At 49.7% G+C, this 15,821-nt stretch carries 10 protein-coding genes, 1 pseudogene and 1 riboswitch; of the genes and pseudogenes, 5 read left to right on the forward strand and 6 right to left on the reverse strand.

Annotated features, from left to right (window positions below):
* Positions 1–108: 108 nt before the first annotated feature.
* From CEK71_RS09500 to CEK71_RS24300, 3 genes and pseudogenes are all read left to right on the forward strand, one after another.
* Complete coding sequence (locus CEK71_RS09500) at positions 109–1,920, forward strand: asparagine synthetase B family protein (RefSeq protein ID WP_088619164.1); 1,812 nt, start codon at positions 109–111, stop codon at positions 1,918–1,920.
* Positions 1,921–1,954: 34 nt separating this feature from the next.
* Complete coding sequence (prsR, locus tag CEK71_RS09505) at positions 1,955–3,310, forward strand: PEP-CTERM-box response regulator transcription factor (RefSeq protein ID WP_088619165.1); 1,356 nt, start codon at positions 1,955–1,957, stop codon at positions 3,308–3,310.
* A gap of 796 nt (positions 3,311–4,106) precedes the next feature.
* A pseudogene (locus tag CEK71_RS24300) lies at positions 4,107–4,226 on the forward strand (IS701 family transposase); the annotation flags it as partial.
* A 397-nt stretch (positions 4,227–4,623) separates the two neighbouring features.
* On the opposite strand, the gene thiC reads toward CEK71_RS24300, so the two are convergent.
* Entirely contained in the window at positions 4,624–6,498 is a 1,875-nt protein-coding gene (gene thiC / locus CEK71_RS09515; RefSeq protein WP_088619167.1) for a phosphomethylpyrimidine synthase ThiC, read from the reverse strand.
* A 29-nt stretch (positions 6,499–6,527) separates the two neighbouring features.
* A riboswitch (TPP riboswitch) is annotated at positions 6,528–6,628 on the reverse strand.
* Positions 6,629–7,156: 528 nt separating this feature from the next.
* Here thiC and CEK71_RS09520 point away from each other — a divergent pair.
* Both CEK71_RS09520 and CEK71_RS09525 read left to right on the forward strand, forming a co-directional pair.
* Positions 7,157–8,515 (forward strand): cytochrome C, encoded by a 1,359-nt coding sequence (locus tag CEK71_RS09520; RefSeq protein WP_088619168.1) that lies wholly within the window; start codon positions 7,157–7,159, stop codon positions 8,513–8,515.
* 236 nt (positions 8,516–8,751) lie between these two features.
* Positions 8,752–9,492 carry a hypothetical protein gene (locus tag CEK71_RS09525; protein WP_088619169.1) on the forward strand — a complete coding sequence of 247 codons (741 nt, stop codon included), beginning with the start codon at positions 8,752–8,754 and terminating at the stop codon, positions 9,490–9,492.
* A 212-nt stretch (positions 9,493–9,704) separates the two neighbouring features.
* Here the strand turns inward: CEK71_RS09525 and CEK71_RS09530 are convergent, their stop codons facing one another.
* From CEK71_RS09530 to CEK71_RS09550, 5 genes are all read right to left on the reverse strand, one after another.
* On the reverse strand, positions 9,705–10,010 hold the full coding sequence (locus tag CEK71_RS09530) for a hypothetical protein (RefSeq protein WP_088619170.1): 306 nt from the start codon (positions 10,008–10,010) through the stop codon (positions 9,705–9,707).
* 95 nt (positions 10,011–10,105) lie between these two features.
* Complete coding sequence (locus tag CEK71_RS23145) at positions 10,106–10,849, reverse strand: YecA/YgfB family protein (protein WP_198328532.1); 744 nt, start codon at positions 10,847–10,849, stop codon at positions 10,106–10,108.
* Between the two features lie 61 nt (positions 10,850–10,910).
* Complete coding sequence (locus CEK71_RS09540) at positions 10,911–11,453, reverse strand: hypothetical protein (protein WP_103974154.1); 543 nt, start codon at positions 11,451–11,453, stop codon at positions 10,911–10,913.
* A 116-nt stretch (positions 11,454–11,569) separates the two neighbouring features.
* Positions 11,570–12,478, reverse strand: a complete 909-nt coding sequence (dcm, locus tag CEK71_RS09545; RefSeq protein WP_088619172.1) for a DNA cytosine methyltransferase — start codon at positions 12,476–12,478, stop codon at positions 11,570–11,572.
* Positions 12,479–12,752: 274 nt separating this feature from the next.
* Positions 12,753–15,659 carry a beta strand repeat-containing protein gene (locus CEK71_RS09550; protein WP_088619173.1) on the reverse strand — a complete coding sequence of 969 codons (2,907 nt, stop codon included), beginning with the start codon at positions 15,657–15,659 and terminating at the stop codon, positions 12,753–12,755.
* Positions 15,660–15,821 lie beyond the last annotated feature (162 nt).

The raw sequence follows: 15,821 nt of genomic DNA on the forward strand, positions 1-15,821 counted from the left end.
TTATAAGCAATTTATGAAAATAACCCGTGCTGATAGCTTTCATTAAGTCGGGTTACAATGACATAATAACAACGTTTTTTGCTGCCTTATCACTATTAGAGACCTACTATGAGTTCCATTTATGGTTGGCTGTCAACCACGGCAACCGCCGCACCGCTCCCATTGCTGGATGCCCAGCGTCATGCCACCCGTGGTTTAAAAGCCGATGCCCCCAGTGTCCGCCGCCATTATAAAACGGCGGGGCTGGGCGGTCATGGCATTAATGCCGCGCCGAGCATTTATCAAGAGGATGGCTTGTTGGTCATCGTAGACGGGGCACCGCACTGGCAAGACCCCGAACTGGCGGCACTGGCGGGTAGCCATGATGCCGCTTATGCGCTGGCCCAGGGTTTTTTACGGCAGGGGCGGGCGGTGCTTGAGCAAATGACCGACGGTTTCGCCGCTTGTGTGCTGCACGCTGACCAGCATTATGCCTTGCTGGCTGTCGATAGGCTAGGTTTGCGCCCCTTGGCTTTTTATCAACAAGACGGGCTTTTGGTGTTTGGCAGCCAATTGGACCAATTGCTTGCCCATCCTGACGTGCGCCCGGAAGTGTCCCAGCAGGGTATTTTCAATTATTTGTATTTTCATGTGATTCCCAGCCCCGGCAGCATTTATGCGGGCATAGAGAAATTACAGCCTGGCGAATGTTTGGAGATCAGCCAAACGCAAAGTCAACGCCGCTTTTATTGGCAAAGAAGCTATCAGGATAGTTCCCTAAGCCGCCAAGATTTGCTGGCCCAACTGCATCATGAGTTGGAGCAAGCGACCCGACAATGTCTGCCCGACCAACAGACCGGGGCTTTTTTAAGCGGCGGTTTGGACAGCAGCACCGTGGTTGGCCTGTTCCAAAAACTGTCGGCGCAACCCATAGACACTTTTAGCATCGGCTTTGCCGCCGAGGGCTATGATGAAATGGCCTATGCGCGTATCACCGCCGCGCATTTTAAGGCTAAGCTGCATGAATATTATGTCACCCCCGCCGATGTCCTCGCCGCCATCCCGCTTTTGGCGCAGGCCTATGATGAACCGTTCGGCAATGCCTCTGCTGTGCCGGCCTATTATTGCGCGAAATTCGCCCATGAGCACGGCATGACCCGCTTGTTGGCGGGGGATGGCGGCGATGAGATTTTTGCCGGCAACGCCCGCTATGCCAAGCAAAAAATATTTGACCTTTACCGCCATATCCCTGACTTTGCCAAGGCGGTGCTGGCTCCTATCGCCGCGCACCTGCCGCCGCTACGCAAAGTGAACAGTTATATCGAACAGGCTACTATCGCCATGCCGGAACGCTTGGAGACGTATAATTTCCTGCATAGGACACCGTTGGCGGACATTTTTGCCAGTGACTTTCTTACCCAAATCAACCGTGACGCACCTTTAGAACTGCTGCAAAGCACTTACCGGCGCAGTGATAGCGATTTGCTGAAAAAAATGCTCTTTTTAGATAATAAGTACACCCTAGCCGATAATGACCTAAGAAAAGTCAACCGTACCTGCGAACTGGCCGGAGTGACGGTACAGTATCCCATGTTGCAGGAAAATCTGGTCGCCTTTGCCGCCTCAGTACCCTCAAAATGGCTAATGCAAGGCTTTGAACTGCGTTCGTTTTACCGCCAAGGCATGAAAAACTTCCTCGCCAAAGAGACCTTGGCAAAAAGCAAACAGGGTTTTGGCCTGCCGTTCGGGGTGTGGATGGGCAGTGATAAAGACCTAAAGGAATTTGCCGAAGCCAATTTACAAGGTATTGCCCAACGCGGCTTTTTAAACCCAGCTTACATCAAAAACCTTATCCAATTGCACCAAACTAGCCATGCTTCGTATTACGGCGTGATGATTTGGTTGTTGGTGATGTTGGAACAATGGTTACTAACCCATTAAGTCAAGCAGTGCAAACACAAGAGGCGGGATAAACGTGGCCGAGAAAAGAGTGCTATTAATTGTGGAAGACGACCAAGGCCTGCAAACGCAATTAAAATGGGGCTTTGACCGTTATCAAGTGGTTTTGGCAGGTAGCCGCGAAGAGGCGATTGTCGCTTTGCGGCGGTTTATGCCCGCTGTAATCACCTTGGATTTGGGCCTGCCGCCTGATCCCGCCAATGCCAGCGAAGGCTTGGCGACTTTAAAAGAGATTTTGCAATTGGCACCCGCCAGTAAAGTGGTGGTGGTGACGGGTAATGACGACCGGGACAACGCCATTAAGGCGGTGGCATTGGGGGCTTATGATTTTTACCAAAAGCCGATTGATTTGGATGTCCTTAATTTAATCGTGGAACGGGCTTTCCAGTTTGCCGAACTGCAAAAAGCCCATGCCCAATTGCAGCAGATTAACCAAGAGCCATTGGCGGGGATTATTACCGCCTGCAAAAAAATGCAGGAGCTGACCCGTATGGTCGAAAAAGTCGCCCCGACCAATGCGACTACCTTACTGTTAGGGGAAAGCGGTACGGGTAAAGAAGTCTTTGCTAAAGCCATCCACGGCTTAAGCCATCGCGCCAGAAAGCCGTTCATTGCCGTCAATTGTGCGGCCATTCCTGAAAACTTGTTGGAAAGCGAACTGTTCGGTTACGAAAAAGGCGCGTTTACTGGCGCGTCGCAACAGACTAAAGGCAAAATTGAATATGCCGACCAAGGGACTTTTTTTCTTGATGAAATTGGCGATTTGCCCATCGGCTTACAGTCTAAGCTGTTGCGTTTCCTTCAGGAGCGCAGTATAGAGCGCATTGGCGGGCGCAAAGAAATTCCGGTTGATGTGCGGATCATTTGCGCCACCCACCAAAATTTGCAGGTTTTGATTGACGAAGGCAAGTTCAGAAGCGACCTCTATTACCGTATCAGTGAAATCACCTTGAATATCCCGCCCTTACGCGAACGCGCCGGGGATGCCATCACCATTGCTAATGTCTTGTTAAAGCGCTTTAGCGAAGCGAATAACAAGGTCTTGAAAGGTTTTAGCCAAGAGGCTGTGCAGGCTATAGAAAGCTATCCATGGCCGGGCAATATCCGCGAGTTGGAAAATAAGATCAAGCGGGCGGTGATTATGGCCGACGATGCCCTGATCGGTTTTGATGACTTGGAATTGGGCGAAGTGACCGACGAGGCGATGCCGTTCAACCTGAAAAGCGTCCGCGAAGTCGCCGAAACCTTGGCGATTAAGCGGGCCTTGGCATTTTCCCACAATAACATCTCCAATGCCGCCAAACTCCTAGGCGTAACCCGCCCGACTTTGTATACCTTGTTTGAAAAGTATGGGATTAAGGTGAATGATTAGCTTTTGTCCGGCATAGCCCGCTATCAGCATTTTCGGCAGTTTTTTTTACAGCGTCAGAATGATGGCAAAAAACGTGAACTCCGTCACAAAAAAACAATAATGCCAAAAAAATTTTGTTAAAGTAATTTTCTGTATTAGACTTAAGGGCGATAATGACCGTGGTAGCGGTTTTTTTTATGGCTTATAGGGGCGGAATCGGATATGCGGACAATTTTGATGCGGGTGTTTGGAGCGGGCTGTTGCCAGTTGGCGGGGCTGGGTTTTGGTTTGGCTCCAAGCGGGGTGATGGTTGCCATGCGTCGGGAGGTGGCTTATGTTTGATCGGTTGACTCAGATGATTTTATTGTTTTTTTTGGGGTTGGGCGTTAGTCCATTAGCGAGCTCTCAAATTATCGGTTTTTATCCCCCCCCCCCTTTGTCTGGATCACTCCTCCTTTTTCCGGAGGAGATAGTAATCTTTTTGGTTCTGCGAGTACACCATATGCTGGCTGCGAAAGATCCATAAGTATTAGTGCCGCGAGTAATGTCAATATCACCTATGGTTCACCTATTGTTGAAGCTACTTATTATGGGTTTTACAATTCTGGTATACCGGAAGTACTTTATACTTGTAAGGCAGATGCTTTTGTCAAAAGCACAGGGGAAGCACTTCCAATTAGAATTATTTCTCTGATGTTACGCACCCCATCCCAAAAAGAGTATCATTGACGGATGGAAAAAGAAAAAATAGAACTCTACACAGACTACCTGATCTGCAATCAAGGCTTTGCAACGGCGACGGGCTTGTCGGCGATGCTTCAAGCTCGAATGCCTGAAGATAAAACATAAAACCAATCATTTCGCTATGCGGGCCAAGCTGTTCGTCAAGGCCAACCAAATGGCTTATGAAGAGTTGCAAAAACTAAGGGCTGCGTAACATCAGTTATTAAAGAATTTCATTATCCATCCCCTGCCGCAAAAACTGCGCAAAGCCCAGCAATGTCGGCACTCGCTTCATCAGCAAAACAAGCCTATCTGCGCACTATTTTTTTCTACCGACAACGGCAACGCTTGCCGACAGCCTTCGATTGGCGTAAACAGCCTTGGCAAATAGAGAGGAAACAGCGCAGAAAACAGCAGCAACAGACACTAAACCGCGCCCCGCCCCATTTTTTATGGCTTAATCGGAGAAAAGGCGAAATCACAGCTATCTATATAGCCAAAAGGAGGATTGCCGTTAACCAGCAAATGCAGACAAATCCAGAGCGGATAAGAAAATAAGGGGAGATAGCCGGACGCGCTAACGCATCCGGCTAAAATGACACGGCAGAGGACTATACCTTATGGTAAATGTCCGCACCTTCTTCAAGGAATTGCTTGGACTTTTCATCCATACCCGTCTTTAAGGCTTCCGCCGCATCTTCAATGCCTTTTGCCGCCGCATAATCGCGGACATCTTGGCTAATTTTCATCGAACAGAAATGCGGGCCACACATTGAACAGAAATGGGCGACTTTCGCCGATTCTTTCGGCAGCGTCTCATCATGGAATTCACGGGCTTTTTCAGGATCAAGGCCGATATTAAACTGGTCTTCCCACCGGAACTCAAACCGCGCCTTCGACATGGCGTTATCCCGCGCTTGCGCACCCGGATGGCCTTTCGCCAAATCAGCGGCATGGGCGGCGATCTTATAAGTCACAATCCCCTCACGCACGTCTTGTTTGTTAGGCAAGCCCAGATGCTCTTTCTGGGTGACATAACACAGCATCGCGCAACCGTACCAACCAATGTTCGCCGCGCCTATCGCCGAGGTGATATGGTCATAGCCGGGGGCAATATCGGTGGTCAACGGCCCTAAGGTATAGAACGGGGCTTCGCCGCACTCTTCCAACTGCTTTTCCATATTGACCTTAATCATGTGCAAAGGCACATGGCCAGGGCCTTCAATCATGGTTTGGACATCATGCTGCCAAGCAATTTTAGTCAACTCGCCCAAGGTTTCCAACTCACCAAATTGCGCCGCATCGTTAGCGTCGTAAATCGAACCGGGACGCAAACCGTCACCTAAAGAGAAAGACACGTCATAAGCCTTCATGATTTCGCAGATTTCTTCAAAATGCGTGTACAAGAAGCTTTCGGTATGGTGCGCCAAGCACCACTTCGCCATAATCGAACCGCCACGCGAAACAATACCCGTCATACGTTTGGCAGTCAGTGGCACATGGTGCAAACGCACCCCGGCATGGATAGTAAAATAGTCCACACCCTGCTCCGCTTGCTCGATCAAGGTATCGCGGAAAATCTCCCAGGTCAGGGCTTCGGCTTTGCCGCCGACTTTTTCCAAGGCCTGATAAATCGGCACCGTACCAATCGGCACCGGCGAGTTACGCAAAATCCATTCGCGGGTTTCGTGAATATTTTTACCCGTAGACAAATCCATAATGGTATCGCCGCCCCAACGGATGCCCCACAGCATTTTCTCGACCTCTTCCTCTATAGAAGACGTCACCGCCGAATTGCCCAAGTTACCGTTAATCTTCACCAAGAAATTACGGCCAATAATCATCGGCTCCAGTTCAGGGTGGTTGATGTTGGCGGGGATAATGGCGCGGCCTCTGGCGACTTCGGAGCGGACAAATTCAGCGGTGATCACCTCAGGGATGGATGCGCCAAACGAATCGCCCGGATGCTGGCCCTTCCACAACTCGCGCATTTCTTCCATCTTTTGGTTTTCGCGGATGGCGATATATTCCATCTCCGGTGTGATGATGCCCTGACGTGCATAATGCATTTGTGAGACGTTATGGCCGGCCTTAGCGCGGCGCGGCTTACGGATATGCTCAAAACGCAAGTGTGCGGTGGCCGGATCGGTCAAACGTTGCAAACCAAACTCTGAAGAGGGGCCAGTCAGCTCTTCGGTGTCGTTACGCTCAGCAATCCAAGCGGCACGCACGGAACGCAGGCCTTTTTTCAAATCCACATCGACATTGGGGTCAGTGTACACGCCGGAGGTGTCGTAAACATACAGCGGGGGATTTTTTTCGGCCCCAAAATGCACGGGGGTGTCCGATAGGGTAATCTTGCGCATCGGCACCTGAATATCAGGACGGCTACCTTGCACATAGATTTTTTCTGAGGCAGGGTAAGAATCTATCTTGACACTGCTGGCCGCCGACTCGGCGGGTTGTTCTTTGAGAACTGCGCTCATTTTCTTCTCCAAAACATAAAATAAAGCGCAGGAAGTCTTGCGGGCTTTCCTACGCTGGTATTAACCAGAGTCAGGTTCAAAGGGTTTATCTCAGCCGCTTGCTAAACAAGCAGCACCCCTAGCCTTTACCGATGTTAGCCTAAGTTAAAGGAAAAAATAACAGATTGCAAGTAGGGCCCAAGCTTAGGCCTATAAATGTTATCAAACCGTATAAAAAATAGCGTATTGGACAAATTTTCAATAGCTCTGCTGACTTACCGGCAGCCACTATGACTAAGCTAGGCACAGCACAACCTAACCCTGCCAGAACAGGCATTTTATATGCCTATCCCAACGACCCTGCAATAATCGTCAATCAAACCTTAAAAACCCTACTTATTTTGCAGACTTTATTATGACCTAACCGAAAAAATGCAAAAAAATAATTATATATCAATATGTTATAAAAACGGCATAGTTAATGCTTTTAGGTGGGTATCGTATTATCCCCACAACACCTGACGCAAGCCCATTCCATTCATGCCCGCTTGCAAAGATCATCACAAAAGCGGCCTATAGGCAGGTGAGCGGAACCAAGGCCAGCACCACTGAACTTGTCGGCGTATGGGGGGATTAACTCAACAGTATTTCGCTTATTCCTCCTACTTAAGGCTATATTATGCAAAACACACTTAAATCCCCCCTACGGCCACAACCGCTATTGGCCGCGTGGCTGGTAATGATGTCGGCGATTGTCCTCAGTATCAGCGATGCTAAAGCGGTACCGAGCTTTTCCAGACAGACCGGCATGTCATGCAGCCAATGCCATACCCAATCTTTTGGCCCCAATCTGACCCCGGTCGGGCGGGATTTTAAGCTCGGCGGCTATACCATGACGGGCGGCAGTGGCCCCAATGCCAAATTGCCCCCCATCAGCGCGATGATAGTCGGCTCCTTAACCCATACTGACAAAGCCCAAGATCCGGCTAATCTACAACCGGGTTACAGCAAAAACAATAACTTCACCTTTGACGAAGCCTCATTATTCTACGCCGGACGGATTTTTGACAAAGTCGGCGCGTTTAGCCAATTCACTTATGATGGTTATGCCGATAGCGTTGCCTGGGATAATGCCGATTTCCGTTTTGCGGATCAAACCGAAATCGCCGATACCCCAGTAACTTACGGTATCTCATTAAACAACAGCCCAACCGTACAAGACTTATGGAATACCACCCCGGCGTGGGGCTTCCCTTACACAGGGTCTGGCGTACAACCCGGCATAGCCACTGCCGCATTGATTGACGGCGGCTTAGGCACAGCCCAAGTGGGCGGCGCGACCGCTTACACCATGATTAACAACCTGGTCTATTTGGAAGTCGGTGCCTATGATTCGTTCTCCAGAAACTTGCAACGCGGGTGGGCAGGTGTGTTAAGCGACTCCTACATCAAACTGGACGGCCCCGCGCCCTACTGGCGTACCGCCTTGCAATACGACACCAAAGGCCACTTTTTTGCCGTCGGCCACTACGGCATGAGCGCGGATGTGTTATTGCCCAATTCGTTCGGCACTCCCAGCAGCGGCGCTGACCATTATACGGATGTCGCCTTTGATGCCACTTACCAATATATGGCCAATCCTAAGCATATTTTTGAAGCCAAAACGACCTACATCTACGAAGACCAAAACTTCGCGGTCAGCCGGACGGGCGGTACGGGCAGCACGGGGCTTAACACCTTTAAATTCAACGCAGCCTATACCTTTGACCAAACTTATGGCGTAACCTTTGCCTATAACAAACTCACCGGCTCACGCAACAGCAATGTTTACCCTGACTTTGCCTCCTATAAGCCTAACAGCGAATACTTCACCGCCGAACTGGTCTATGTGCCGTTTGGTAAAGCTAAATCGCTGTTAAACCCCTGGCTAAACTTACGCACCAGCTTACAATATATCGGCTATTCGCAATTTGACGGCACCAGCCAATATGTCAACGGCAACAATACCTTTATGGTGAATGGCTGGTTGGCTTTTTAAGCACTGGACCCTGAGCGGCAAGCATACGCTGCCCAATCAAAAAACCTTTGGGGCGTATTTTTCGCAGTGTTGAAAAATACGCCCAGACACCAAGCCCGTTACCCCGTTTTATAAAACCCATAAGCGCGTAACCCAAAACCAGACGCAGGCACTAGCACAGGAACCAATCGCCCCGCGCCCCATCAAAGTTGCTAGCTACCCCCATCTAACCCCCTTCTTTCCCTTCAGGCATTACCATGGCTCCAGAACGCTTCCGACGCTTTAAAGACATTTCCGTCAGTGAACGTATTTTAAATACCGTTTTCCTGCTCACCATCGGCCTCGGTTATCTGGCGGCCCTGGCTAACCTGTATTACACCCACCAAGGCCTGGACGGCAAAGCGGGGCTATCGATAGAAGATGTTGTTATCAGTTACCACGGCTCCACCACCCAAACCCGTTTAGGCACGGCAATCAAAGGCATTATGAAGCCCAATCTGAGATATGCGTCCGACGGACAAGTGATTGAAGAATGGATTAGGGCGGGCGCAGAAGAACCTGAGTACACCGATAAAATTGCCCCCATCTTAAACCGCGATTGCGTCATTTGCCATACGCCCAGCATCAACCCTACCCTACCCGATTTGACTAACTACAAAGGCGTAGCGGAAGTTGCCCACGGCGGCGGCGCCACCATACCGACTTTAGTACGCGTCTCGCACATCCATCTGTTTGGCATCGCCTTTATCTTATTTTTTATCGGCAAAATATTTTTATTGTGCGACATCAACATGTATCTCAAACGCATCGCCGTTGTGATCCCCTTTGCCGCCATGCTCTTGGACGTGGTGTCTTGGTTCATCACTAAATCCACCCCCTCATTTGCCTATGTAGTGGTTATCAGCGGAACGCTTATGGGGATTTCTATGGGAATGCAGATCGTCATCAGCATTTATCAGATGTGGTTTTATTCGCGGAAATCTGAGGTAGGATGTTAATCGCGGTCTAACATCTGACAAGAGGCTTAAAGCCCAAAAGGCAAGCGATGCCAACGTCAAAAAGCCGTTCGTGGAACTCCTGTCGAACCATAAGCGGCTTGTAGCCTTGGCCACTTGTAGAACTCGCCAGCAAAGCTTAAGCATGAAGCGGGCGTAGCCCGCTTCTAAACGTCCTTGGCAGTACACCGTACTGGGTTTTAAGCATTGGCTGCCTATTCGCGGTCAACCGGATCGCCCGCTTCCGGGTTAGGCACACTACCCGCATCAGTGTCATACGTTTCGGCATCCCTATCAGGGACGGCTTGGGCGGGCTTACCCGTCGCATCCAAATCCTCCGCCGCATCTTGGGCATCATACTGGGGATTAGCGGCAGGCTCTGACCGCGCTGACAGTTTCGGCTCAACCGCCTTAGCTGCCCTTGCCGATTCTTGTCCTGCCGCTGGGCTGTTAACCCCTTCCTCGGCATTGTCACAACCGGACAAACACACCAGCAACACCCACATCGCAGACATTTTCATACCGTACCCCTGCTTAACTAGCCAACCCAAAGAAAGGCAAAGCCAAGGCCGGGCCAGCAAAAGCCATTGCCCGACCCTTTACCGCCACTAACGCCTTACGCTGCCCCGCAGCATTTCTTAAACTTCTTACCACTACCACAATGGCAAGGCTCATTCCGCCCCAGCTTCACCGCACTGACCACCGGTGCGGTTTTCGCCGCCTTCGCCACCATCACCTTAGTACCATACAACTGCAAGGTATTAACGGCAATCGGCACATTCGGGAACAGCGACGCGGCCAGCATATCGTCGTTAGGCTCTTGGCCTTGTTCAACAATCAGCTTTTTCAGCTCAGCGACTTTCAACGGATCAAAGTTACTGAAATCCTTAGTGACCATACAGACAAACAGCTTCGCGCTATTGCGTACCGCCAACAAGTCCTGATCGCCCGCGCGTAAGCGCTCGCCTTTCTTGCCCAACCAGAACTCTTCATTAATCAACAGGCCGATATAAAAGCCTTGGCACCAACCGAATGCCGATTCCGCCATCGCTTCATCTAACTGCTCAAAATCGTAAGGGAACACCAATTGATTATTGACAAACAGCTCATGGTACGCCTCATGTACCGAGGCCGCCGTCGCGTCCAAACCATTGATCTGGTCTTCGGTCAAAGGCGGACGCTCACCGTAAAACAACGCCGACAACCAGACTAAGGGGTTGCTTTTATTCGGTGTAATCATCTGCGCGAAGAACAGGCCACGGATCTCATCAATGCCCAGATGGCTGTCTTCGTCAACAATAGAAGCCAAACAGTTCGCCAAACTCCCTTCAAGGTTGCTCAATAAGTCTTTATCAATCATAAGTCTTTATTTTAATTATTATAGGTCTATTAAAAAATCACCGTCTGCCAAAGCCAAGCGCTTACTGCAAAGTCGGTTTTGAATACAAATTCGTAAACAGGCGCACCACCACAAACAACATGGTTTTAGTCAAATCCACTGTACTGTCATCACTTTGCGTGTCAGCCGCCAAATCGTCAACGCCTTCGTTTAAAAATTGCAACAAGGCATTTTGCGCTATTTCGTTAGCCTTGGGCTTAAAAAAATCTTCCTTCATCTTTTGGCTGCGCTTGTCATTGACAAAACGGCCTTCCATCAACGGCTTCAACTCCTTATCCAACAAGCCCGCCTGACGCTCCATCCAGGTCGGGTCATCCTTAAACTTCGGCATCGCCCCGAACACTTTCTTGTAAACGCAAGCGACATCAAAACATAAATCCATAAACAAATTCGCCATATCTTCATTGCGTTCGGCAATAATCGACGGAAAAGTTTTGAACACCGTTTGGAAAAACATCGGTTGGTCAATCTCCATCTGAATCATCGTGCGCTTGCCGCTCTCCTGATCCTGGCTTCTGGCATATTCCAGAGCTTGATAAAGCTCCTGTGTATAAAGTGAGTGCATCGTTATCCTGTCATTTATAGGTAAAATAAACGCCTATCATATCATGAGCGGCAACGTTTCCTCTTTCCCACACGCCTCGTCACCGCCAATAAATTAGCGGGGGAACCTACCCTCACCTAACTCCCCTGCAAAGCCCTCAGCATCTCCCCCGCAATCGCCTTGATCACCGGCACCGACACCGAATTGCCCGCCACTTTGCGCAGCCCCGAATACGGCAAATTAATCGTAAAATCTTCAGGAAAGCCCTGTAACCGCAACATCTCCCGCGCCGTTAAGCGCCGCACACCGTTCACCACCAAATAGTTATAACTGCCGCCCGCGCGTAACGCGCAGGAATACGGTAACGCCGAGATATTGCCGCCGATATTTTGATGCCAGATTGACGGATACGGCGGCGTACCCTTAACTAAGGCAAAACGCTGCCGCCGGATATGCTCGGAGACAAAATAACAGGCGGGGATGTCGGCCTCTGGCTCCAGCAGTTCCGCCAAAGGCCGATAATAGCCCAAGGGCTGAGGAAAACCAAACGCCAACGGCTGTAAAAACCCGACAATATAAATACGCTCGCGCTTTTGCGGCACACCAAAATCCAAGGCATTGATGATTTTATGGTAAACCGTATACCCCAACGCCTGTAGCGTTGCCAGAATCACCCTAAACGTCCGCCCTTGGTCATGGGTCGTTAAGCGCCGGACATTTTCCAATAAAAATGCCGCCGGGCGTTTAGCTTTTAAAATCGCTTCAATATTAAAAAACAACGTGCCACGGGTATCGGCAAACCCCAAGCCCTTGCCCGCAATACTGAACGGCTGGCAAGGAAATCCCGCCAACAAAATATCATGGTCGGGAATATCGTCAGGGGTAATCAGATTAATGTCGCCATGCGGCTTCTCGCCAAAATTGGCCTCATACATTTTCTGGGCATCTTTATCCCACTCGGAAGAAAACACCGTCTCACACCCATAAGCGGCAAAGCCCAAACGGATACCGCCGATCCCGGCAAAAAGGTCGATGGTTTTATACATGTTGGCAGGTCACTAAAGCCGCCGCTTAACTATCAGGCCGCATTTTAAACCTATTGGCATAACAGTAAGCGGGATTAGGTCTAGCCGGGTGATGTTAGCCATTACGGAGACAGTTGATTAGTTTATGGCTTAAGGGGCGGTAATTTATGCAGGAGGGAGCGACGATCCTATCATGAGGGTTAAAGCTTGAATCGTCTATCGGGACACCAAAGGCCTTCCAGGCTGTAGCACCTGAAAGGCCAAATGGATAATATAAGCCGCTATACTGGCCGCATTAGTTAAACTTAAAGTCGCTCAACGCAAACACAGTCGAGGTATTGCCCGTCAAAACAATACTGAAATCGACGGTCGTATGGCCGGTCGTATGGCCATAGATAACCGTATCGGAGCCAGAAGTGACATACCTTAACTCCCCTACCGTCGAACTGGCAAAAGCCGCCCCACGGGTCGTCAATAATGTTGGTGCGACACCGCTAAAGTCTACCGTCAAGTCAATAATATCTGTATCCGATTGCTTAAAATCGGTAATGACATCGGTTGAGGTTGACGTGGCGCTCGTTTCGGTCAAACCAGTAAAGGTGAAGTAATCTTTGCCGCCGCCGCCTGTCAGGATGTCTTTGCCGCCATTGCCGTCCAAAATATTCGATGCCGAATTGCCGATAATGGTATTAGCTAACGAATTGCCCGAACCGTTAATAGCGTTAGTTCCGGCTAGGGTCAAGTTTTCCACGCCGACACTGGCGGTATCGTTCAGCGCATAGGTGGCAGTGGATATCACGGTATCCGTACCTTGACCGCTCAATTCACTTACCGTATCGGCAATGTTATCGACATAATAGGTGTCATTACCCAAACCGCCGATCATGGTATCGGCACCTAAGCCGCCATCAATAATATCATTGCCGTCACCGCCTGATAAGACATTACCGCCGGTATTGCCATTAAGATTGTTATCCAACGCATTACCGGTACCCGAAATGCCGTTAGAGCCGTTCAAGACCAGATTTTCGACATTGGCCCCCAAGGTAAAGCTAATGGCGGTTGAATACACCGTATCCGTACCGGCACTGGCGGCTTCGGTAACCGTATCGCCAACATTATCGACATAATAAGAATCGTTACCCAAGCCTCCGAACATAGTGTCGGCACCGATGCTGCCGTCGATGACATTATTGCTGTCATTACCCGTTATGGTATTGTTCAGGGTATTGCCCAGCGCAGAAGCAGTCAGAACCGCAGCCCCCAAAATCAGATTTTCGACGTTAGAAGCCAAGGTATAGGTAATATTACTGGTCAGGGTTACCGTATCCGTGCCTTCGTTCAGGTTTTCGGTAACTACATCAGCCGTGGAATCCACAAAATAACTGTCATTACCTTTACCGCCCACCATAGTGTCACCACCCGTACCACCATCTAAGGTATCATTGCCTGCACCGCCATATAAATGGTCGACACCATCCATGCCGTATAAGATGTCGCCGCCCGTCGCGTTGGCGGTCAGCGTATTGGCACCGCTATTGCCCGTACCCGTCAAACCTGCCGCAGTCATGGTCAAATTTTCGACATTAATAAAATTGGCAATGCTGTAATTACTGCTGGCAAACACCGTATCTGTGCCTTCATTGGCGTTTTCATTGATCACATCAGTCTGTTTGCTGACATAATAGCTGTCATTATTGGTGCCACCGACAAGGGTATTAATCCCAGTGCTTTGGCCTCTGAGAATATTCGCCAACGAATTGCCTGTCGCCGTTATAGATCCGCTGCCTGTTAAAGTGATATTTTCTATATTGGGTGAGTTTACAAGCGAATAACTGACGTTTACTTGGATGGTATCATTGCCTTGGCCGCCCAGCTCCGTAACCGTATCACTGGCATTGTCAAGCACATAGGTATCATCCCCCAGACCGCCAATCAAGCTATCGGCACCTGCCCCACCGATCAGCGTATCATTGCCGGCACCGCCATCAATAATATTGACACCGCTACCGCCCGTTAAGGTATCGTTATAAATACTGCCCGTCAGATTTTCAAAACCTGTTACCGTATCGGTGCCGGAGCCGCCTGTCACTTGCGCAGTGGTCAATCCCAAATTAATTGTTACCCCGCTGCTGGCCCCATAGCGGTAAGACAGGGTATCGCCTACAATGCTATTGGTGCCGCCATCCATCACATTATTGCCTTTATTGGCATAAATGATATTATCCAACGCATTACCCGTGCCATTGATCGCCGCCGTACCATAGGCCAGTTGCAGGTTTTCAACATACGTCGCCAAGGCCGTAATGCTGACCGAGCTGATAATCAGATCCGTGCCTTGACTAAAGAGCTCACTGACAACATCGCCGACATTATCGACGATATAAGTGTCATTACCCAACCCGCCGATCAGCGTGTCTGCACCAGCCGAACCATCTAAGGTATTATTGCCCGTATTGCCCGTCATGGTATTGGCGGCACTGTTACCCGTCGCATAAGTACCGCCGACCAACACCAGATTTTCGATATTCGTCGGCAAGGTATAGTAATCGACGCTGGTGATGATAGTATCAGTCCCGCCCGAATCGGTAACGGTATCGCCAGCCGTGACATAAAATGTGTCATTGCCTGTGCCGCCTTTCATAATGTCAGCCCCTAAGCCACCATCAATGGTACTGCCGACCGTCGCCAAGCCAATCAACACATCGTTATAGGCCGAGCCGATGATATTATCCATATTGAGCAGCTTATCGTTACCCGCCGCCCCATCGGTGGTGCCGACGGTGGTGCTTAAGTCAACCGTTACGCCATAAGCGGCAGTTGCATAACTCACGGTATCAATGCCGCCTGCCCCATCCATATAATCATTATATTCAGTCCCGGTCAGCGTATTATTCATACTGTCATTAGCCGTCGAAGTGCTGCCGTCACCGATTAGTATCTTACTGCCATCGTTAAAAATAAAATTGGTCGAGGCTATTTGGGTATTCAGAAAACTCGATGCCGCTGTGCTTCCTATTAATTTTAAAGAGACGGTGGTGCCGCCACTCGTATAGGAAATCGTCGTAGCACCGTTAGCAGTGTTGATCGTCAAATCCGCCGCACGGATGCTACCGCCAAACGTTAAAGTGTCAAGGGTAAGAAACACTTGGCTAGGGACGGTGCCAGTGCTAGCTAAAGTTAAAAAATCGTAAGAAGCCATAGTTAGAATCTCAAAAAAGGAAACTGCCAGATAAAACCAATAGAGGGATACGGCAACGAGACAAATATCTTGGGTTGCCCAGGCTAGTTAACACTAGCCCCTTATCATTTATTATAGAGATTGCCAAGCATTTGTAAATGCGCCGTTCCGGTAACTGTCTGC

The sequence above is a fragment of the Methylovulum psychrotolerans genome, assembly GCF_002209385.1.
Taxonomy (GTDB): domain Bacteria; phylum Pseudomonadota; class Gammaproteobacteria; order Methylococcales; family Methylomonadaceae; genus Methylovulum; species Methylovulum psychrotolerans.

Coding starts and splice junctions, on each gene's coding strand:
- CEK71_RS09520 (WP_088619168.1), top strand. CDS start 7,157: ATGCAAAACACACTTAAATCCCCCCTACGGCCACAACCGCTATTGGCC.
- CEK71_RS09540 (WP_103974154.1), bottom strand. CDS start 11,453: ATGCACTCACTTTATACACAGGAGCTTTATCAAGCTCTGGAATATGCC.
- CEK71_RS09525 (WP_088619169.1), top strand. CDS start 8,752: ATGGCTCCAGAACGCTTCCGACGCTTTAAAGACATTTCCGTCAGTGAA.
- thiC (WP_088619167.1), bottom strand. CDS start 6,498: ATGAGCGCAGTTCTCAAAGAACAACCCGCCGAGTCGGCGGCCAGCAGT.
- CEK71_RS09500 (WP_088619164.1), top strand. CDS start 109: ATGAGTTCCATTTATGGTTGGCTGTCAACCACGGCAACCGCCGCACCG.
- CEK71_RS09530 (WP_088619170.1), bottom strand. CDS start 10,010: ATGAAAATGTCTGCGATGTGGGTGTTGCTGGTGTGTTTGTCCGGTTGT.
- CEK71_RS23145 (WP_198328532.1), bottom strand. CDS start 10,849: ATGATTGATAAAGACTTATTGAGCAACCTTGAAGGGAGTTTGGCGAAC.
- dcm (WP_088619172.1), bottom strand. CDS start 12,478: ATGTATAAAACCATCGACCTTTTTGCCGGGATCGGCGGTATCCGTTTG.
- CEK71_RS09550 (WP_088619173.1), bottom strand. CDS start 15,659: ATGGCTTCTTACGATTTTTTAACTTTAGCTAGCACTGGCACCGTCCCT.